This is a genomic window from Enterobacter sp. HSTU-ASh6, from assembly GCF_026319105.1.
Lineage (GTDB): Bacteria > Pseudomonadota > Gammaproteobacteria > Enterobacterales > Enterobacteriaceae > Enterobacter > Enterobacter sichuanensis.
Window position 1 is genome coordinate 274,921 of sequence record NZ_WSPD01000004.1, and the last position, 21,270, is coordinate 296,190.

12 protein-coding genes and 2 pseudogenes are annotated in these 21,270 nt (G+C 60.3%); 6 read left to right on the forward strand and 8 right to left on the reverse strand.

The genetic code is table 11. The features are described from left to right. Positions 1–91: 91 nt before the first annotated feature. From GM298_RS06950 to GM298_RS06960, 3 genes are all read left to right on the forward strand, one after another. Positions 92–979: a LysR family transcriptional regulator gene (locus tag GM298_RS06950; protein WP_047959299.1), complete on the forward strand. Its 888-nt coding sequence runs from the start codon at positions 92–94 to the stop codon at positions 977–979. Positions 980–999: 20 nt separating this feature from the next. Next, positions 1,000–2,181 carry a PLP-dependent aminotransferase family protein gene (locus tag GM298_RS06955; RefSeq protein WP_266153832.1) on the forward strand — a complete coding sequence of 394 codons (1,182 nt, stop codon included), beginning with the start codon at positions 1,000–1,002 and terminating at the stop codon, positions 2,179–2,181. An 84-nt stretch (positions 2,182–2,265) separates the two neighbouring features. Then, the gene (locus tag GM298_RS06960) at positions 2,266–2,784 is read left to right on the forward strand and encodes a DUF6622 family protein (protein ID WP_266153833.1); all 519 of its coding nucleotides are present in this window, start codon (positions 2,266–2,268) and stop codon (positions 2,782–2,784) included. 2 nt (positions 2,785–2,786) lie between these two features. On the opposite strand, the gene GM298_RS06965 is transcribed toward GM298_RS06960, so the two are convergent. After that, positions 2,787–3,206, reverse strand: a complete 420-nt coding sequence (locus GM298_RS06965; RefSeq protein WP_266153834.1) for a nuclear transport factor 2 family protein — start codon at positions 3,204–3,206, stop codon at positions 2,787–2,789. A 69-nt stretch (positions 3,207–3,275) separates the two neighbouring features. On the opposite strand from GM298_RS06965, the gene GM298_RS06970 reads away from it, so the two are divergent. After that, complete coding sequence (locus GM298_RS06970; protein ID WP_266153835.1) at positions 3,276–4,034, forward strand: AraC family transcriptional regulator; 759 nt, start codon at positions 3,276–3,278, stop codon at positions 4,032–4,034. Positions 4,035–4,048: 14 nt separating this feature from the next. Here the strand turns inward: GM298_RS06970 and GM298_RS06975 are convergent, their stop codons facing one another. The 3 genes and pseudogenes from GM298_RS06975 to GM298_RS06985 all read right to left on the reverse strand — a co-directional run bounded on the left by GM298_RS06975 (position 4,049) and on the right by GM298_RS06985 (position 4,902). Beyond that, the gene (locus tag GM298_RS06975; protein ID WP_025759703.1) at positions 4,049–4,396 is read right to left on the reverse strand and encodes a HigA family addiction module antitoxin; all 348 of its coding nucleotides are present in this window, start codon (positions 4,394–4,396) and stop codon (positions 4,049–4,051) included. Between the two features lie 10 nt (positions 4,397–4,406). After that, positions 4,407–4,562: pseudogene (locus GM298_RS06980) on the reverse strand (type II toxin-antitoxin system RelE/ParE family toxin); the annotation flags it as partial. A 66-nt stretch (positions 4,563–4,628) separates the two neighbouring features. Then, positions 4,629–4,902 (reverse strand): annotated as a pseudogene (locus GM298_RS06985) (hypothetical protein). Between the two features lie 490 nt (positions 4,903–5,392). On the opposite strand from GM298_RS06985, the gene GM298_RS06990 reads away from it, so the two are divergent. Both GM298_RS06990 and GM298_RS06995 read left to right on the forward strand, forming a co-directional pair. Then, positions 5,393–5,842, forward strand: coding sequence for an STM2901 family protein (locus GM298_RS06990; protein ID WP_266153836.1), 450 nt, complete (start codon positions 5,393–5,395; stop codon positions 5,840–5,842). Continuing rightward, positions 5,836–6,162, forward strand: coding sequence for a DUF1493 family protein (locus tag GM298_RS06995; RefSeq protein WP_262783931.1), 327 nt, complete (start codon positions 5,836–5,838; stop codon positions 6,160–6,162). Before GM298_RS06990 ends, GM298_RS06995 begins: the two co-directional genes overlap by 7 nt. 92 nt (positions 6,163–6,254) lie before the next feature. On the opposite strand, the gene GM298_RS07000 is transcribed toward GM298_RS06995, so the two are convergent. The 4 genes from GM298_RS07000 to GM298_RS07015 form a co-directional block, all read right to left on the reverse strand. Further along, positions 6,255–7,424, reverse strand: a complete 1,170-nt coding sequence (locus GM298_RS07000) for an HlyD family efflux transporter periplasmic adaptor subunit (protein ID WP_266153852.1) — start codon at positions 7,422–7,424, stop codon at positions 6,255–6,257. Between the two features lie 10 nt (positions 7,425–7,434). Then, complete coding sequence (locus GM298_RS07005; protein ID WP_047959295.1) at positions 7,435–9,627, reverse strand: type I secretion system permease/ATPase; 2,193 nt, start codon at positions 9,625–9,627, stop codon at positions 7,435–7,437. Continuing rightward, complete coding sequence (locus GM298_RS07010; RefSeq protein ID WP_047959294.1) at positions 9,624–11,027, reverse strand: TolC family outer membrane protein; 1,404 nt, start codon at positions 11,025–11,027, stop codon at positions 9,624–9,626. The genes GM298_RS07005 and GM298_RS07010 overlap by 4 nt, the downstream gene beginning before the upstream one ends. Positions 11,028–11,108: 81 nt before the next feature. Further along, positions 11,109–21,221, reverse strand: a complete 10,113-nt coding sequence (locus GM298_RS07015; protein WP_416347216.1) for a BapA/Bap/LapF family large adhesin — start codon at positions 21,219–21,221, stop codon at positions 11,109–11,111. Positions 21,222–21,270: the final 49 nt, after the last annotated feature.

Consider the following 21,270-nt stretch of genomic DNA (forward strand, 5'->3'; position numbering starts at 1 on the left):
CTCCTTCTGTTGTGAGCCTCCATTCTTTAATAAATTAAAAACCGGATAAACTGGGCTAAAGTTAGAAGATTGCTAACCAGAGGTTTGGAATATGGATAAGCTTCGCGGCATGGAGACCTTCATCGCGGTCGTGGAAAGCGGCAGTTTTACCGGTGCCGCATCCCGGCTGGAGATGTCGTCAGTGATGGTGGGGAAGTACATTGCATTGCTGGAATCGCAGCTCGGCACCCGTCTGCTGGAGCGTAATACGCGGCGGCAAAGTCTGACCGACGCCGGACGGGTCTATTATGACGAAGCAAAGCGGGTGCTGGAGCAGGTATCGATTGCCGAAAGCGCGGTGGAGCGTCTGCGCGCCGCGCCGGCCGGTACGCTGCGCGTGACGGCACCCACCTCGTTTGGGGGCTGTGTTATTGCCCCGCTAACCGCAACGTTTTTGCAGCGCTACCCGGACGTGCGCGTGGAGCTGGACCTGACCAACCGGATGGTGGATCTGGTGGAGGAGGGTGTCGATCTGGCCATTCGCATTGGCGATATTCATCACGACGATCTGGTGGCGAAATATCTCTGCCCATACCGGATGGTGATCTGCGCCGCGCCGGACTATCTGGCGCGCTACGGCACGCCGCAAACGCCCGCCGACCTGGTGAATCACCTTTGCCTCTCCCACAGCGTATGGACTGAGCGCAACGAGTGGCGGCTACCGGGGGTCGAAGGGGAGGTGCGCTGGAAGCGGGATGCGGTATTAAGATGCAACGACGGTTACGGGCTGCGGATGGCGGCACGCGCCGGAGCGGGGCTGTTGCTGCAGCCGGAAGTGCTGGTGGCGGAAGAGCTGGCAAGCGGCAGGCTGGTACGGGTGCTGGAAAATTACATCCCGCAGCCGAGGCCGGTGCATCTGCTGTGGCGCCAGGATTTACGCCCGCTGCCTAAGCTTACGGAATTTATCGCTCATATTCTGCTAAGATTGGGCACACTATAAAAAAAGAAGGTAAGCAAACAATGTCTGTGAATAAACTCGCCAGCAGCGCGCAGGGCCTGCAATCATCTGCCATCCGTGAATTATTAAAACATAGCAAAATGGCAGGCGTTATATCGCTGGGCGGGGGGATCCCTAACCCGGCCTTATTCGATCACGAAGGCCTGAAAATGGCCGCGGATTCCGTACTCTCACAGCATTTTGGCGAAGCCTTTCAGTACGGTCTGACCGAAGGCGTGCCGGGGCTGCGCGAAGAAATTCAGCGCATCTGTGAAGGGCGCGGCATTGCCTGCAAAGCTGATGACGTGGTAGTGACATCCGGTTCGCAGCAGTCTCTGGACGTGCTGGCGCGGGCGTTGATTAACCCCGGCGATACCGTCGTTGTCGAGCGCCCAACCTATCTCGCTGCCCTGCAGGTGTTCGGCCTGGCGCAGGCGAATTTTGAATCCGTAGGCACTGATGGCGACGGCATGATCGTCGACGAACTCGAAGCGCTGGTGAGCAAAAAAGCCATTAAAGCGGTTTATATTGTGCCGACCTTCGGCAACCCTGGCGGGGTTACGCTTTCTGAAGCGCGTCGTAAAAAGCTGGTGGAACTCTCGAAGCGCCATGACTTCGTGATCATCGAAGACGATCCGTACAGCGAAATTAACTACACCGATGAGCTCTTCCGTCCGTTACTTGCCCATGCCAAAGCTATCGGTAACGAAGAGAACGTGGTGTATACCTCCACCTTCTCTAAAATTCTCGCGCCGGGCACGCGCGTAGGCTGGGTGCTGGTGCCGGAGTGGCTGAAGCGCGCGGTGGTAAATCTGAAGCAAACCACTGACCTGCATACCAGCACCCTGTCGCAGCTGATGACCTACGAATACCTGAAAACCGGCCGTCTGCCGGATCAGATTAAAATGATCCGTGAGGCCTATCGTCAGAAATTCCAGACCTTCGCGACGGAACTGGAGGCGGAGCTGGGCGATGTGATGTCGTTCCACAAGCCAAAGGGCGGCATGTTCCTGTGGGCGAAAATGAACAACGGCATGAACACCACCCGCTGGCTGGAAAAAACGTTAAGTAATGGCGTAGTCTTTGTACCGGGCGAATTTTTCTACTGCAATGAGCCAGACCCTTCAACGCTGCGTATGTCGTTTGTCACGCCAACGGATGAAGATCTGAAAGAGGCGGTTCGTCGCCTGAAAAAATCGCTGTAAAAGACCTGCGCATAACGGTGGTTCTGCCGTTATGCGCAACAGGCGTTCAGGGCGGCAAGGCCGCGATCGTTCATGGTGATCTCCATGTTTGAATTTCTGATCGGTGTTGTGACGCACACCCCCGTCTGGGTGTGGGTGCTGTTTCTCTTCCTTCTCTCTCGCGGCATAAAAGCCCGCAAGCCCGCGACCGTGACCCTGGAGCGGCTTGCCATCATTCCAGGGATTTTTCTTGTCTGGGATATCTACGATCTGGTGGTCTATCGCCAGCTGACCCTTGTGACGTTAGCACTGTGGTTCGCAGGGATCGTTATCGGCGCGGCGCTGGGGTATGTCCTGATTAAGCGGACGGTTGTCACGCGTACGGATGCGCCGCGCACCCTGTTCCGTCAGGCTGATTACACGGCGCTGCCGTTTATGATGCTGGCGTTTGGGGTGAAATATGTGCTGGGCGTCATGAGCGCCATCTCTCCCCAGACCCTGCAGCAGCCCGCGATGAGCGCGCTGGCAATTGTCTCCGGCGGCGTCTTTGCGGGCGTATTTATCGGCAAGTTTGTGCGCTATGTCGGGGTGTATAACAGCGTCGCCCTGAACCCGGCGGAGTAACGTTACTGTGTCGCGTGGGCCAGCGCGCGGTCTGAGGCATTGCCGCTGAGGGCTCGCGTGACCTCATGGATCCGCCAGATTTTTCCTTCACGCAGTGCCGCAAACATGTACACCTCCAGTACGGCCTGATGACCCTCCGGATAGGTCACCGTTACGATATGCCGGTCTGCCAGAAGGTGGTTCTGGCAGCTTATCTCCTCCACGGTGAATGCGATCTCGCGGATCTGCGCGCGAACGTGGTTCAGGTGCTGCACAAAACCCTGATAATCAAGCGTATGGCCGTCTGTGAACTGCTGGTAGTCGGCAGTGAATACCTCTGCCGGATCGATTTCGCCTGTAAAGAGACCCGTCAGCAGGCAGGCCATGTTCTCGCGCTGTGCGCTGTTTTCTGCAGGGTCGAGCAGGGATGTAATAATACGCATGATGACTCCTTGTGTAGGTGAGCCACCATTATCCTTGACAGAGGAAGGCGCAGTTTCTGTAATACGTCGATGAATAACGATTTTCGGTCAAATGCGATGTTCAGCACTGAGATACTCAGTCATCCCGGCGGCTATCGTACTCCGTGGCACAGCCATCATCCCGGCCAGCTCTGGTGCATTCAAACAGGGCTGCTGGTGATTGAGACGCAGCAGGGACGCGCGGTGGTACCGGCAAAACATATCGGCTGGATCCCGCCCGGCCAGCAGCACGCCGCTTTTGCGGAAAGCGCCGTTGAAGGCTGCGCGATCTACCTTGATCCTGAGCAGTGTGCTGCGCTTCCCGGTGCGCCTGCGCTTTTCGAACCCGACGATCTCACGCATGCGCTCTTTTCGCGTGTAAGCGCGGGAGGAAGTGAAGGCGATCCGCGAAAGCTCGCTCTGCTGCTGGATGAACTTGCCCTGGCGCCACAGGTCCGTTATTACCTGCCTGTACCGACAGATTCGCGCCTGAAGCACGTGGTCAGGCATCTGCTGCAGTTCGTCGATGATAACCAGACGGTTGAGGACCATGCCCGCCAGGCGGGGATGAGCGTGCGTACGTTCAACCGTCGGTTTCGCGCCGGGACCGGCATGAACTTCGTCAACTGGCGGCAGCTGGCGCGCGTTATGCAGGCAATGGAGTGGCTCGCGGCGGGAAAACCGGTGGGGTGGATCGCGCTGTCGTGCGGTTACAGCAGCGTCAGCGCATTTATTGAGGTTTTCAGAGCATGGACCGGTAAAACGCCGGGACAGTGGGCGGTTAAAGACGTCCCTTTTGGGCGAAGGTAATGCGCGTGGCTGGATCAGGCGACATCCGGCTGACCAGATTTCCTTTTAGCCATGACTTCTGCAACGGTCTTTATACGGCTTAATTCCTCCTGCGTCCTGGAGTTAGATTGCGCTTCCCGGATATCGACGTTCAGTTGTAAATTCAGCCAAAATTCAATAGTGGTATCAAAGGCTTTTGCCAGTTTTATTGCCATATCGGCAGTAAGCTTGCGATTGTTATTGACCAATGCGCTGATGGAGTTGCGGTGGACATTAAGCATCTCCGCCAGATCGCTGATTTTAAGATTGAGCGGTTCAAGGTACTCGTACTGCAACACGTCGCCCGGCGTGGTGGGTTTGCGGAGTGCCTGCTGAAGTGTCATAGATGATGCCTCACTTGTGTTGCGTGTACTTGTGTGGAGAGAGGTAGATATCGTCTGCTTTACCCGCTGTCCAGCGAAATACGAGCCTGTATTGTTTGTTGACCCGGATTGAAAAATAGCCTTTCAACGGAGGATTGAATGCTTCATACATGTTGCCCGGTGGCGCTACGCTTGCACGGGCCTACGGGAATGTAGGCCGGGTAAGGCGAAGCCGTCACCCGGCAATCCAGACTCAACCCAGCAACGCGACGCCAGCCTCCGTTCTCAGCCAGCGCGGGGCGGTGAGCTGGTCGGCAAAGTAGCCCGTCAGCTCAAAGAGTAAATCCCCCATCACGCGGGCGGAGTAGGGCGAGAGTTGAGGCAAGACGACCGCAGAGCGCTATTTTTCTTGCAGGATCGGTCTCTTCCACCAGCGCTTCGCAATAGCGTTGGCAGTTGTCAGCAAGTTCGGTGAAGTCGGTATTGTGGTCGAAAGGGGTCGTGAAAAGTGCGTTGCTGGTGGTCATATGACAGTTTCCATTAAGTGATTAAGACACTGCCAGAGAAATGCCAATTTCCCGGGTGGCAGGACTGAACGGAGTTGGCATTACCGGCCTTAATGGACACCGGCGCGTCTTGCGACGCCCCCGTCCAGCCCAACATGGGAATGTAGCCAGACGCACGGCGCAACAAGCGCTTACGCCGCCATTAAGTTTAACCGGGATGCCAATCCCGACGCCAGATTTTGCTGGCGTGGGAGAAACATACGCCCGTTAAATCCTAAGCAAAAGAGGGTGTGAAAAAAGAAGTAACATTCTGCGAGGCTGCTTCAGAAAAATGGATAATAAATAACGTGTTTCATTAATAATTGTTCAAATCAATAAATCATTATCTGTTGTCGTATGTGTAAATTACGCCAGGGAGAAATTAGGAATTTATAAAGGTCGCTTTTATCAACATATCAGCTGAAGTGGCGTAAGGTATATGTGATTAATAAATACTGATATGAAGGCATGTATGGATACGGTCGAGGAACTCAATGGGACATATTTCTATAAAGGAATTTGCAATATATCGGCTGGTGAATTATTTTTCTGGATTCTATTAGATGTGATCGAAGAGCAGTTTGGCGGTATAGAGGATGCTGTAATGATGAGTTGTATCATTTTAGGATTACCGCTATTAAAGACCAGAAATAAACCCTACGGAACGACAGCAGGCACCTCGATAGCTTCAAAGTATTTGCGTCAATATCTCAACGTAGCATTACCAGTAAGATTACCGACGTTAACACAAGCGAGCATTACCACCTTAAAACCGAAGTATGTTACAAATCTGGGAGCCTTTGTTGGCAGAAGCCTGCCAGTGCTCGGCTGGACATTGGTTGCCAGCGATTTGGCTCAAATATGCTATAAAACACTTATAAAATACAACACGATTGCACATAAGAAAGATCGCATATGGTAAATGAACAAGACGTTTTAACATTTTTCCGGAATGAGTTACCGGTGCTGGGAACGTTCACCGGAAAACTTATTCCCTTGCAGTTAGATGATATCCTGCAGGATTATACAGAAGATGATGATCTGGCCTTTTGTATGGATAAATTCAGTATTCAGTTCCATGTTGATATCACGCTGATGAATTACAACGCTTACTACCCCTGGTTTCGCACATGGTTTTTCAGGAAGTGGTTTACTAATAAACCCGTAAAACAGATTTCAAAGCCGTTAACCGTCAGGATGTTTGCCGAATCCGCAAAGGCTGGCAGGTGGTTATATGATTAATAAGGTGATGAATGAAGGCCGTACTGGTTCATTAACGACCAACATCGCCAAAGGGACGAGGGGAAGGGCGGCCAAACCCTTCCCCACAATTTTCACCGCTCCCTCAGCGCCTCTTTCGCCCGGTTAAACGGTTTAATCATGTAATCCAGCACCGTTTTCTCACCAGTCTTGATATCCACCGTCGCAATCATTCCAGGCACAATCGAGAAGCGCCTGCCCGCCTTATTCATCAGATAATCCTGGCTGGTGCGGATAAACACCCGGTAGTAGAACACCTCCGGCTTGGCTTCGTCCTGGATGGTGTCCGGGGAAATGGTCTCGACCACGCCGTGCAGCCCGCCGTAAATGGCGTAGTCGTAGGCCGTGATCTTCACCAGCGCTTCCTGGTTTGGATGGATAAACGCGATATCACGCGGCGAGAGGCGGGTTTCGATCAGCAGATGGTCGTCCACCGGCACAATCTCCATCAGCTCGCCGTTGGGCGGGATCACGCCGCCGATGGTGGTGACCTTGATGTTTTTCACGATCCCGCGCACCGGGGATTTCACCGTCAGCCGCGTGACGGAATCCTGACGACCTTTCAGAACCGCCGCGACCATATCGACTTCCGCATTGGCTTTGGAAAGCGCCTCGCGCGCCTGCACGTAATACTGCGAACGCACGTCGGTGAGCTTCAGCTCCAGATCACTTTTCTGCCGCTGCAGGCGCAGCACCTCCACGTGGCTGGCGGCACCGGTTTTCACCAGCCGCTGGGTGATGGCCAGCTCTTTATTGGCGAGATCGAGCGCAGCGCGCAGCTCCCGCTGGGTATCCTCCAGCTGCGCACGCCGCGAGTTGAAGAGCCGCGTTTCGTCGGCAATCAGAACCGGCCATTTCGCCAGCGAAGGGGGGAACTTCAGCGGCAGATCGTTCACTTCGGCGTACAGGCGGGCGCTGGAAGCCAGAGACGCGCGGTAGCGCGCCGCGCTTTCGCCGACGTTCGACTCGGAACGGGTAGGATCAAGGCGCGCCAGTACCTGCCCGGCCTGCACCTGATCGCCCTCGTGGACGTTCAGCTCGGTGAGGATCCCGCCGTCAAGCGACTGTAATACCTGCTCGCGCGAGCTGGGGATCACCTTCCCGGAGCCGGTGGATACCTCGTCCAGCACGCCAAACCACGCCCAGACCCCCAGCACCACAAACATCAGCAACGAAAAAATCACGATCCGACGCGCGCCGGTGTAGCCGCTTTCGGAGTCGAGGGCGTTATCCAGATCGTCCATTGCCGCAACGTCACGCTGACTGATTTTCATTTTTCCACTCCCTTGCGGCGGCTGCCTGCTGTTGTTGCATGCGACTGTTGTTCAGCGCCTGCGCTTTCGGGGCATCCATCACCAGCATGCCATCCTTGAGCACGACCACCCGCTCGACCAGCTCCAGCACCGGTACGCGATGGGTGGCGACGATCAGGGTGCGGTTGCCGAGCCAGTCGCCCAGCCGCTGGATAAACTCCCGCTCGGTGTGCTCGTCCAGCGACGCGGTGGGTTCATCCATCAGCACGATATTCGGGTCGCGCAGCAGCATACGCGCCAGCAGAATCGACTGGCGCTGCCCGCCGGAGAGTCCCACGCCGTTTTCCATGATCGGGTAGTCGAGACCCTTCGGCAGCTTCTGCACAAAGCCCGCCGCGCCGGTCAGCTCCAGCGCCTCGAAAATCTCTTCATCGGTGGCGCGCGGCATGCCGAGGGTGATGTTTTCACGCAGGGTGCCGTAAAACAGCCGCGCGTTCTGGGTCATAAAGCCGACGTTGCGCCGCACGTCGGCGACGTCGAGATGCGGCAGGCTGAAGTTGTCGAGTCGCAGTTCGCCGGCCGCCAGATCCATTCCGCCCGCCATCGCCTGCAGCAGGGTCGATTTCCCGGCGCCGTTGCGACCGAGGATCGCCACTTTTTCGCCCGGTTTGATCTCCAGACGGTTGATGCGTAGCGCCATGCGCGGATCCTCCGGGTGATAGCGGAACTGCGCCTGTTCAAAGAGATAGTGCCCGCGCAGCACGTCCTGACGGATTGGCGTCTCTTCGCGCTGGTTCTCGGTGGGAAGCTGCATGATACTGTCCAGCCCCTCTTTTGCTGCTTTGACCTGCTGCCAGCGGGCCAGCACGCCGCACAGTGTCGCCATGGGGGCAATCATCCGCGAGGCCAGCATTGAGGCGGCCACCACCGAACCGGTGGTCAGGGTGCCGTCGATCACCATCGGCGCGCCGACCACGATCACGGCGGCGTAAACCAGGCTCTGGATAGTCATTCCCCAGCTGATCAGGTTCTGCGTCAGCTCGCGGGTGCGCAGGCCGGATTCCGCGGTGATCTGGATATAGCTGTTCCACTGCTGCAAAAAGCGGTTTTCCGCCTGCATCAGCTTGATGTCCTCCAGCCCCTGCACGCTCTCCACCAGCACCGCGTTGCGCAGGGTCGATTCATGTGCCGACTGCTTCGCCAGCGCCGCCAGCTTCTTCTGCAGCAGCAGGCCGGGCAAAACCATGATCACCGCGGCAACCGGTGCGATCCACGCCAGCTGCGGGGCGATGATCGCCAGCACGACAACAAACAGCAGGAAGAAGGGCAGATCGACAATGGTGGAGATGGTGGAGGAGGTCACCATCTCGCGGATCTGCTCCAGCTCGCGCAGCTGTGAGATAAAGCTGCCGGTGGAGCGCGGAATCGCGCTGTTGCGCAGCCGCAGGGCGTGACCGAAAACGCGGTCCGAGACGCGCAGATCCGAGCGTTTGCCCAGCAGATCCATAATGTGCCCGCGCGCCACGCGCAGCACGAAGCCAAACAGGGTGGCAATGAGTACCCCGATGGTCAGGACGTAGAGCGTCGGATAGGACTGGGCGGGGATCACCCGGTCGTATACCTGCATAGAAAAGACAATCCCCGAAAGCGACAGCACGTTGATAAACAGCGCGGCGAGCATCACCCAGCTGTAGGGGCGCAGGTCGCGCATTACCAGCCGGTAGAGCCAGTCCGGTCGGTATTTCGAGATATAGGCGTCCACCCGGCTGTCCTTCAGCGCTGCCAGTGGACGCAGGGCGATAACGTGACGGATGGCGGGCAACATCCCCGTCATCGACAGCCGGTTGGTGTAGGTCTGGTCGTCGAAAAAGCTGACCTCCAGCGTATCGTCGCCGTCGAAGTGTTCGATCACCCCGATCCTGCCGTCGTTCAGCGCCACGACTACCGGCAGACGCCAGCTGTTGAGCGACGCCTTATCGGCTGTGAGCAGCTGAAACGACAGCCCCGCCTCACGGGCAAGCTGAGTAAGAGCGGGTACCATCGGTTTGCCTTTCAGCCACGGCGCGCCCGCCAGCAGGGCGCCTGGGGAGCAGGCAACGCGGTAGCGCGTGGCGACAAAGCCAAAAGCCTGCGCCCACTGGACCAGAGCCTCATCCGTCATGTTTTCACCTTGCGGAATCTCACGCTGCTTCATGGCTGGATCTCCACGGTCTGGATGGTGCGGTTATCAAGGTCAAACGCATGACGCAGCTGCCCGGTGTTGTAGAGGCAGTTGAGCTGCAGCTGGTGCAGCTGGCCGAGGGTCTGCTGCTGGGTGAAACGTGCCTGATAGACCTCCTGCTCGGCGTTGAGCACGTCGAGCAGCGGGCGTGAGCCCAGGTCAAGATACTGCTGCTGGTACAGCTCGCGGGTGCGGGCGCTGAGCGCCTCCTGGCGGCCCTGAATCTGCAGTGTACTGAGCAGGCTCATCACCTGGCTGCGCGCCTCCAGCAGCTTCTGGCGTACCTCAAGCCGGGTGCGCTGGATGGTGGACTGCGCCGCTTCCACCGCGTGTCCGGCGGCGTTACGCCGGGCGGTGAGGCCGCCGCCCTGATAGAGCGGCATCTGCACTTTCACCCACGCGGAGTACTGGGTGCGATCCCGCGTTTCGTTTCCCGCGTAGCGGTCGTTGAGGTAATGGCGCACCTCCGGCTCCAGCGAGACGGTGGGCGTCATCTGCGCGTCGGCATAGTCAAGGTTGGCCTGGGCGACGTTCGCCTGCGCCCATGCCGCTAACACCGCTGGCACCAGACGATCGTCCGGCTCGGCGACGTCGCAGCTGCGGGCCAGCTTTTGCGGAAAATCGTTTCCTACCTCGTTCAGTGAATTCCAGCCGAGAAAACTCATCAGCGTGGCGCGGGCGCTGTCCAGACTGGCCTGGTACTGCATCAACTGGGCGCGGGCCCCTTCGATGCGGGCATCGGTCTGTACCACGTCAGAAAGCGAGGTTGCCCCTTCGTCGTTACGCTGGCGGGTCAGCTTGCCAATCGAGGAGAGGGCGTCGAGCTGCTCTTTGGCGGTGTCGACCATCTGTTGCCAGGTTTGCACCTGCACCATAGCGATGGCGGTATCATGGGCGATGGTGTCGATGCTCACCAGCACGTTCGCCTGCTGCTGGGCCACTCCGGCGCTTTCGGCACGCACCTGGCTTGCCACTTTGCCGAAGTCATACAGCATCTGGGAGAGAGAAAGAACCAGCGACGGGGTAAAGCCGTTATCGTCGCCGTCATGGCTGTAGCCGTTGTCCATTCCGGCATTAATCTGTGGATAGTATTTTGATTTCGCGACGTCCACCTCTTCGCTCTGCTGGTAGAGTTTTCCCACCGCTTCGCTAATCGCCGGGTGCCAGGTCACGGCGCGGTTAACGGCGTCGCTCAGCTGCAGCGTGCCGGGGGCGGCATTGCCCGCGACAGGCGCCACGCGGCCATTCAGTGAGGGGAGTTCCTGCGTTTCGCGAAGTTGTCCGGTATTGATCGTTGCCGCCGGGTTCGCGCAGAGAGCGGGTACAGAGATCAGGCAGCACGAAAGCCACCAGTAAGGCATCTTCATTCCCATGTCATGTCCCTAATAAAATAAGTACAGCTTTATTGTTTATGCCCGGGCGCTGTGCGCCCGGGTCAGGTACTACAGGTGCTATCAGGTAACGATGTGGTGCTGGTTGACTAACTCGTCGTAGGTGGTCTGAACGCCATCAAGCGTAACGAGTGCACTATTAGCGTAGGTGGTTCCTGTCCCATCGCGGTCGATGGAGATCACGGTATTGCCATTACTATTAGTAACATGGAGATAATTACCGAGCGTTGAGGCACTACCGTTCCAGCCCACCAGCAGATCGCCGATGTCGATTTTATCCCCCTGCGCCAGCGAGAAGTTGGTCCAGTGATCGCCGGTGCTGTTCCCCGCCGTGGCGTTGCCTGCGGTGCTGTTCAGCACCTGGTAAATCAGCGTATCGCCGTAGGCCGTACCGGTTATGACGTCGTTATGTTCAGAGCTGATGAACTGCGGCGCCATATTGATGGTCAGCGTGGCGCTGTCCGTTTTCCCGTTGGCATCGGTCAGGGTGTAGTTGAAGGTTTCCTTCGAGGTGATGGATGAGAGCGACACCCCGGTATTGAGGGTGTAGGTGTAGTGGCCGTCCGCGCCAATCGCCAGCGTGCCGTAATGGCCCACCACGTTCACCGTGGTGCTGCCGGTATACGGATCCAGCGTGGTGGTCACGCCGTTGTACCCGGTAATGCTTACGCGGGTGTCCACCGAGTGCAGCTGATCCATCGCCCCGGCAGAATCCGTGCCGTCGAAGATGTTGCCGTCAACCGTGTGGCCACTGGTTGAATCGAACTGGGTCAGCGAGTAGGTGGTGCCGTTGACGCTCGGGGTAATGGTGATGGTGCCCACGCTCAGCCCCGGTACGCTGCCGGTATAGCTCAGCGTATAGGTCCCGGCGCTCAGGTCCAGCCCGGTCAGCGGAACGTCGATATTGCCGCCGAGCAGCGAACCGCCGCTGAAGGAGCCGTTACGGATCACCCCGTTGGCGTCGCTGATCGCCCAGTTCACCGTCAGACCGCCCAGCGCCAGCAGCGAGGAGACGCTAAAGTGCAGCGACGCGTTATGCAGCGCGGTGTTTGGATCCACCACAAAGGTGCCGCTTCCGCTGCCCTGGGTGGACGAGAACAGCGCCGTCGTCCACTGGGCGCTGCCCACGGTGGTATCGGAGTAGGTAGACGTGTGGTGTACCGAGGTCACGTCCATCGCGGCGCTGACGTCATTAACCGCATCCATCGCCCGCGCGGTTGGGGTGATGTTAAGCGTCGCCGTATCCTTCGACCCGTCTGGCGCGGTAATGGTGTAGACAAACGTATCCGGGGTGCTGATATGGTCCGCGCCCATGCCGCTCTTCAGGGTATAGGTGTACTGGCCGGACGAATCGATGGTCAGCGTGCCGTATTCCCCCTGAATGGTGGTGGTGCCACTGCTGTTGACCGCCACGCCGTTCACTTCCGAGACTACCGTCCCTGCCGGAACCGGGTCATTGGTCAGCACGTCGCCCGTGGTTGTCTCGCTGATACTCGCCACGCTGTAGACATGATCCTGCAGAACGCTCAGCGTATAGCCCGTCAGCGCGGTGATCCCCGCCGCGGTATTGAGCAGGAACAGATACTCCCCGGCAGGCAGGTTCAGCGTCAGCTGTGGTGACGTGCCGCCCAGCAGCGGGGCGCGCAGCCAGCCCGATTCAACGCGAACCTGCTCGAAGGTCTGGGTGGCGTTGTTGAACTTATAGACGTACAGATCGAACACCGACGCCAGCGCCACGCCGCCGACGGAGGCCTGGATGGTCATGGTGCGGGTGGTGCCTTCCTCCACGTTGTAGATGATCGGGTTGGTCATGTCGTCCAGCAGGTTCAGCCCGAGCGTGTTGCCGAGATTGATCCCCACCAGAGTAAAGCCGCTTTGCGACGAGGTACCGTTGTCGATGGCGTGTACGCTGGTGTCGAAGGTCAGGGAAGCCGTATCGTCAACGGCGACAATGCCGTTCGTTACGCTGCCCGCGCCGAGCGACAGCACGAGGTTTGCCGACGCGCTGATGCCGTTATGGGTAATGGTGTAGGTGAAGCTCTCCGTGCGGCCTATCACCGCGGCGCTGGTGTCGGTGAGGTTGTAGGTGTAGCTGCCGTCGCGGTTAATGGTCAGCGTACCGTACTGCCCCTGTACGACCGTGCCGTCAGCGTTCACGCTGGTGGTGACCCCCAGCGCGTTGGTGACGGCGGAGACCGTCGTGCCTGCCGGGGCGTTGTCGCTCCCCGCGGTGGGGTCGGTATCGAGGATCACGTTGCCGTTCAGGCTGGTGTCGCCGGTGACGGTGCCCGCGCTGGTCTCTTTCACCGCCACGTCGAGGCTGGTGTACGAGCCGGTGGCCAGCAGGTTGGTGTTATAGCTCAGCACGCGGTAGTCACCGTTCGCCAGCCCGGTGAGGTTCAGCGATACGCCGGTGGCCCCCAGTGTCAGCAGGTCGGCGAACTGCGGCTGGCCGGTATCGACCACCGTGGTCCAGGTGCCATTGACGGTATCGAAACGCTGCACCACCAGCTCAAGGGTGTTGAGCAGAGAGAGCACGGCGCCGGTGGCGTTGGCATTCACCACGATGTCGGCACTGCCGCCGCTGCCTACCGTGAAGTCCACCTGAGCGGTGTCATTCCCCAGCAGCGTCAGGACATTGCCCACCGCACCCACCAGCAGGAAGCCGTAATCGCTGTACTGGCTGTTGGTGACGGTGGCGGTGGTGCTGAGATCCAGCTCTTCGACGTTATTACTGGCGGAGAGCGGCACCACCGGCGCGAGGGCTGAACCCGGCTGCGAGGTATTCCCCGCGGCATCGGTGGCGGTGATCTGCAGCGTCTGGCCTTCCGTCTGCTTGTTGAGGAAGGTGTAGCTGTAGGTCCCGTTGCTTCCCGCGGTGGTGGTCACCGTGGTGCCGTCAGCAAGACGGATGGTGACGGTGCTGCCGGCCTCCGCGTTGCCGGTCAACACGCTGCCGTCGGCGTTGAAGGTGCCCGTCGGCGCCGTTGGGGCGGTGAGATCGACGATCACGGTGGTCGCGCCGGAGACCGGGCTGGTACCGGCGCTGTTACTCGCGGTGGCGGTAAAGGCGTGAGCGCCTTCACTTAACGCCGGAGTGGTGAAGCTCCAGTTGCCCGAACCGTCGGCCACCACGGTGCCCATTGACACGCCGTTGTTATACAGCGTGACGGTGGAGCCCGCCAGGGCCGTCCCGCTCAGGGTTGGCGTGGTGTCATCAGTGGTTTTGCCGTTGGTCAGATTGCCGGTCACGGTGCCCACGTTATCGTTGATGCTGGCGATAACCGGCGCGTTCGGGATCGGCGTAACAGGCGCGGTGACCGAGGCGCTGAGGCTGGCGTTACCGGCCTTGTCGGTGGCGTAGACCAGCAGGGATTCACCGTCGGTCTGTGCCGGGGAGATGGTCGCGTTAAAGTTGCCGCTGCCGTCCGCCGTTGCGGTACCGAGCACCGTGCCGGTGCTGCTGGTGATGGTGACGGTACTGCCCGCTTCGGCGGTACCGGTCACGTGCGTCCCGTTGGTGATGACCGCAAGGCTGCCCGGTGCGCCAGGTGCGGTCAGATCCACCGTTATGGTGGTAGGAGCCGATGCCACGCTGGTGTTGCCCGCCGCATCCGTGGCGGTGGCGGTAAAGGTATGCGAGCCTTCCGCCAGCGTAGTGGTGGTTTGCGGCAGCGTCCAGTTGCCGTTGGCATCGGCGGTGACCGTGCCAACCAGGGTAGCACCGTCGTAGATGCGCACGGTGGCATTGGCTTCCGCGGTACCGTTCAGCGTTGGACGCGCGTCGTTGGTTGGGTTGCCGCCGGTTATCGGTCCGGTGATGCTGCCCACATCATCCACGACCGAGCTGATGACCGGCGCCGCTGGCGCGGTGGCATCGACGTTGATCACATACCCGGTGGTGGGAGTGCTGGCGTTGCCGGCCGCATCCGTGGCGGTGAAGGTCAGGCTGTGCTGGCCGTTCGCGAGCGGTGTGGTTGGCGTAAAGCTCCACGCCCCGCCTGTGGCGGTCACGCTGCCAATCTGCACGCCGTTATCGAAGATTTTCACCGTCGCGCCCGCTTCCGCCGTACCGGTCAGGGTCGGCTGCGCGTCGTTGGTTAATCCGCCGTTGGCGATCGGCGTGGCGGCATTACCGACGTCATCCACAATGCTGCTCAGCGAAGGCTGCGCAGGCGGTGTGGTGTCGATAGTCAGGCTGAAGGTCGCTGACGGAACGCTGGTGTTGCCTGCCGCATCCGTCGCGCGGGCCGTGAAGCTGTGCGCGCCCGTCGCCAGGGTGGTGTTAAGCAGAATACTCCAGCTTCCGCTGGCGTCCGCGGTGCCGGTTCCCACAAGTGTTGCACCTTCATAGATATTGACGGTGGCAAACGGCTCGCTGGTTCCGACAAGGCGCGGCACGGTGTCGTCGGTGGTCTGCCCGGAGCTGAGTGCGCCGGTGATACTGCCCACATCGTCAATCGCCTGGCTGATAACCGGCGCGTTTGGCGGGGTAGTATCCACCACCAGGGTGAAGCCAGAGGAGGCCGGGCTGACGTTGCCCGCCGCATCGGTGGCCGTGGCGGTCCAGGTGTGGCTGCCATTCGCCAGCGGTGTGGACGGCGTAAAGCTCCATGCGCCGCTGCCGTTCGCCGTGGCGGTGCCGACCGGCTGACCATTCTCGTAAATCGTAATGGTGGCATTGGCCGCCGCCGTGCCCGTCAGCGTTGGCGTGGTGTCATCGGTGCTCTGGCCGGAGGTGAGCGGGGCCTGCACGCTGCCGGCATTGTCCGCCGCGGTGGAGATCACCGGTGCTGACGGCGCGACAGTGTCCACCGTCAGGTTAAACGGTGCCGTGGTGGCGCCCGTGTTGCCTGCGGCGTCGGTGGCGTTGAAGGTGATGGCGTGTGCCCCCTCGCCGAGCGCGGTGCCCGGAGTAAACGTCCAGTTCCCCTGAGCGTTGACCACCGCGGTACCAATTTCACTTCCGTCCACAATGATATGCACCGTGGAACCGACTTCGCCCGTGCCGTTGAAGGTTGGACGCGCATCGTTGGTGCTGTTACCTGACGTGAGCGTACCGGTCACCGGGCCGACATCGTCAATCACGCTGGTGATCCCCGGCGCGGAAGGGCCCGTAGTATCGACCGTGAAGACGAAGACCGGCGAGTTGGCGGAGACGTTACCGGCGGCATCGCTGGCGTTGATGCGGATGTTATAGCTGCCATCCCCCAGCGCCGGGTCAGGGGTAAAGCTCCAGTTGCCGTTGCTGTCTACCGGGGCGGTGCCAATTTCCACGCCGTTGTTCAGAATGTGGATGGTGCTGCCCGCGGTACCTCTCCCGGTGAGGGTTGGCGTCGCGTCATTGGTGACCTGGCCGGTCGTGAGATTCCCGACAATCCCGCCCGCCGCGTTGTCGCTGACGGTATCCAGCACAGGAACCCCGGGAGCCGTCAGGTCAACCACCACGCCCCAGGTGTTGGAGACCTGGCTGACGTTACCCTGCGGATCGGTGGCGATAACGGTAAAGCTGTGCAGCCCTTCACCGAGGGCGGTTTCAGGGGTAAACGACCATGCGCCGGTGCCATCCGCGGTGACCACGGCAATCTGCGTGCCGCCATCGAAGATCGTCACGACGCTGTTCGCATCTGCCGTACCGGTAATCGTTGGCGTCGCGTCGTTAGTCGGATCGCCGCTGACCACGGTGGTGGGGGCGTTGCCGACATTATCGGTGACGTTGGTGATCACCGGTGTGGTGGAGAGCGTATCAACCACGATGGTAAAGCCCGTCGAATCTCCGCTCTGGTTTCCGGCCGGATCGGTCTCGCGGATGGTCAGGACGTTATTACCCTCCGCCAGCACAGGCGTCGTGTAACTCCAGGTGCCCGTACTGCCAACCTGCGTGGTCCCCAGCAGCACGCCGTTGCTGTAGACGGAAATGGTATCGCCCACCGCGCCGGTGCCGGTAAGGGTCGGCTGGTTGTCGTTGGTGGCCTGGCCGTTGGTCAATGGGCCGGTGCCCGGCGCGACATCATCAATCACCGCGCCTATGGTTGGGGTGTCTGGGGCGGTGAGGTCGATGGTCACCGTGGCGGCCGGGGAACGGCCGCTGGTAAAGGGGAGGACCGTGGTGGTCGCTTCAAAGAAGTGATCGCCTGCGCTCAGCGGTACGAGCAGCTGATAGCTCCATGTGCCGCCTGACCCCGCCGTAATTGTGGTCAGCGGGATCAAACTGCCGTCCAGGTAGAGCGTGACGAGACTGCCGGCAGGGGCCGTTCCGCTGATGACCGGGGCGGTATCGTCCGAGGTTTTACCCAGCACGTTGCCCGTTACGTCCCCGATATTGTCAGTGATGTCGGTGATGATCGGTACTTCCGGCAGGCCCGGCAACGTACCGGTGACGGTATAGCTCGCGCCGGGGCTGCCGTTGCCTGCCTCATCGGTGGCGATCACGGTCAGCGTTTTACCGTCCTGCTGGGCCGGGCTGAGTGCGATGGAGAAGCTGCCGTCAGCGGCGGCGACACCGGTACCAATGACCACATTACCGTCTTTTACGGTGATGGTGGCACCTTCTTCCGCCGTACCCGTCAGTGGCGTGCCCTGCGCGGCCACGTTGATATTGATCGGGTCTGCCGGCGCGAAGGTATCCACCGTTACGCTAAGCGGTGCAGAACTGCCGGAGGCGTTACCCGCCGGGTCAACCGCAGAGACGGTAAAGGTGTGGGGGGTATCCGACAGCGTACTGCCCGCGGTCCAGCTCCAGCTGCCATCCGGCTGTACCGTCACCGTTACAGGTGATGGTACGCCGTCCACGGAGACGATCACCGTACTGTTCGGTTCGCCCGTACCGGTGAGGGTTGGCGTGCTGTCGCGGGTGTAAAGCGTGTCGTTTGCGAACTGGCTGTCTGAGATCGCGTTAATCTGCGGTATTTCAGGCGCAACGGTATCCAGCGTGACGGTAAAGACCGGGCTGGTGGCGCTGACGTTACCCGCCGCGTCAACGCCCGCCACGGTGATGTTCAGCGGACCGTCGGTCTGGGCCGGCAGGGTGAAGGACCATTCGCCATTGGTTACGTCAACACGTCCCACCTCGACGCCGTTGTTATAGACGATCACCGTCTCGCCGTTGACGCCGGTTCCGCCAACGGTAGGCGTGGCGTCCGTGATCGTACTGCCATTTGCTCCGCCGCCGACGGCACCAATGACCGGAACGTCCGGTGCCACGGTATCAACGGTAATCGTAATGCCGGGTGAGGTGGCCGAAACGTTGCCCGCCTCATCTGTCGCCGTGGCGGTAAACTGGTGGCTTCCCTCGTCAATATCGCTCTCAGGACGCCAGCTCCAGTTGCCATTGCTGTCTACGGTGACGCGACCCACTTCGGTGGCAGGCTGATTATTAATGCTGTCATAAATAATAATCACGTCGTTTGCCGTACCGGTGCCGCTGAGTACCGGACGCGGATCGTTCGTGGTTTCGCCATCGGCAACCGGGCCGGTTATCTGGCTCACGCTGTCGGTCACGGTAGGGGCATCAGGCGTGGCCGGTGCGTCGGTATCAATGGTGATGGTCACCGGCTGGGACGGGGCGCTTTCATTGCCCGCGCCATCCTTGTTGGTGACGGTGAGGGTGATGTCATAGGTGCCGTTATCCAGCGGGGTCGTTGGCGTCCAGCTCCAGTTGCCGTCGCTGCCTACCGGGACCTCATCAACTTTGACGCCGCCGATATAGATAGCGACGGTATCACCCGCCTCTCCGGTGCCGCTCAGCGTTGGGGTGGTATCGCGGGTCACTTCTCCCGGGTTCAGCGGCGTTGGCGTTGTGTCATCCGGATTAACGGTGACGGCCGGGGTGTCCGGCGTGGCAGGGGCGACGGTGTCCACTACCAGCTCGAACGGATCGGAGACGGTGGTGTTCCCGGCGGCATCCGTGGCATGGACGGTGATCGAATGCGGGCCATCGGTGAGCGGAGTCGTTGGTGTAAAGCTCCAGCCGCCGTTGCCGTCGAGGTCAGCGGTACCGAGCAGGGTATCGCCGTCATAGACGGTGATGATGGTACCCGCTGGCGCGCTGCCCTGCAGCTGCGGCAGGGTGTCATCCGTGGTATCGCCACTGCTGAGCGGGCCCTGCACGTCGCCCACGCTATCGGTCACGGTGGCGATGGTCGCCGCAGGCGGCGGCGTGATATCGACGGTAAAGGTAAAGCCGCCGGAAGGTGAACTGCTGTTACCTGCCGCATCGGTCGCGACGACGGTTAAGGTATGTGAGCCATTGTTAATCGGGGTGGCGGGGGTAAAGCTCCATGCGCCGTTGCTGTCGGCGACCGCCGTGCCAATGCTGTTACCGTCCAGACGAATGGTGACCGTCGCGCCCGGTTCAGCGGTGCCGTTGAGCGTCGGGGTCGGGTCGTTGGTGGTTTCACCCACGTCAAGCGCACCGGTGCGGCCTTCAACATTGTCCACCACCTGCGTGATGACCGGCGTGCCAGGGGCGACGCTGTCGACCGTGATACTCCAGGTGTTAGACGTCCCACTGGCGTTGCCTGCCGCGTCGATGGCCGTCGCGCTCAGCACATGGCCGCCTTCATGCAGATGCACGGTCGGGGTAAAGCTCCACTGGCCGGAAGAGGGGATAATCAGCGTGCCGATTTGATCGCTGCCGCTGTAGATATAGAGCCGCGTGCCCGCCTCGCCGGTGCCGCTGATGGTTGGCGTTGCATCGTTGGTCAGCCCACCCTGAGCGATGGTGCCCGTGGTGCCCGGGACGTCATCGACAACCGAGACAATCACCGGGGTTTGCGCCGGGGTAATGTCCGGCGCGAGAGCCGGCGTGGTTGGCCCGGTATTACCGGCAGGGTCGGTTGCATCTGCGGTCAGGGCTTCACCGTTGGCTTTTGGCGGATTCAGCGTCACGCTAAAGTTGCCCTGGTCGTCGGTAACGGCCTGGCCGACAATGACATCCCCCTGGCGAATGGTTACGGTGCTGCCCGCTTCTGCGGTCCCGGTAACGGTGGTGCCATCGCCGGAAACCACCACGTTGTCCGGTGCCAGAGGAGCAGTGTTATCGGGTGCCGTGGCCGTGTTCGGCAGGCTGGCATTGCCGGCGCCGTCGGTCGCGATGACGGTCAGCACCTCACCGTTGGTCTGGGCCGGGCTGATCGGTGTGCTGAAGGTGCCATCATCATTGGCGGTGGTTGTGCCGATAACCGTGCCGTCCGGCCCTTTAATGGTCACGGTGCTGCCAGCTTCCGCCGTGCCGCTGACGCTTTGTCCGTCCTCCGAGACCTGCAGGTTGCCAGGTGCCTGAGGCGGGGTGGTGTCTGTGGCGGTGACGGTGGCGGCCGGGCTCTGGTTACCTGCGGCGTCGGAGGCCACGACAGAGATCTCCTGGCCGTTGGTTTGCGCAGGCGTCAGCGTGGCAACGAAATTACCGTTGCCGTCTGTCTTCGTGCGGCCGATCTCAACGCCGTCGCTGTTGGTGATCACAATGGTGCTGTTAGGCTCGGCGGTGCCGGTGATCTGCGTGCCCTCAGGGTTAAGGGCAATGACAGGCATGGCTGGCGGAGTGGTATCCACAATGAAATTGATCGGCTGCGACATCGCGCTGGTGTTACCGGCCGCGTCGGTGACCTGTACGGTGATCGAGTGGGCTCCCTCTGCAAGCGGGCTGTCTGGCTTGATGCTCCAGGTGCCGTCAGGCTGGACCTTAATTGTGCCCACCAGTACGCCATTATCGTAGAGGGAGATGGTCCCGCCGGGCTCGCCTCGCCCTGCCAGAATCGGTTGAGAGGCATCGGTGAACAGGCCCGAGGTAATCGCCCCTTTAATGAGACCCGTATCATCGTTCAGCACAATCGCAGTCGGGGTGCCAGGCGCGGTGAGATCGACAGTAATGGTGTAGACCGGGGACGCCGGACCGTTGTTACCGGCGGCGTCCGTTGCCCGGGCGGTAAGCTGATGCGTGCTTTCGCTGAGATCCACCGGCGGAGTGAAGGTCCAGACGCCGTTGCTGCCGGTAACCGCCGTGCCAATGGCGACAGAGCCATCATAAATGGTCACCGTGGAGCCCGCCTCTGCGGTGCCGCTGATTTGTGGTCGCCGATCGTTGGTGCTGCCGCCGTTACTGATTGATCCGGTCACCGGATCAACATCGTCCGTTGCGCTGGTGATAACAGGTGCGCCTGGCGCGACCGTATCCACGATAAAGTTAACGGCACCGGATGCCGGGCTGGTATTGCCTGCCGCATCG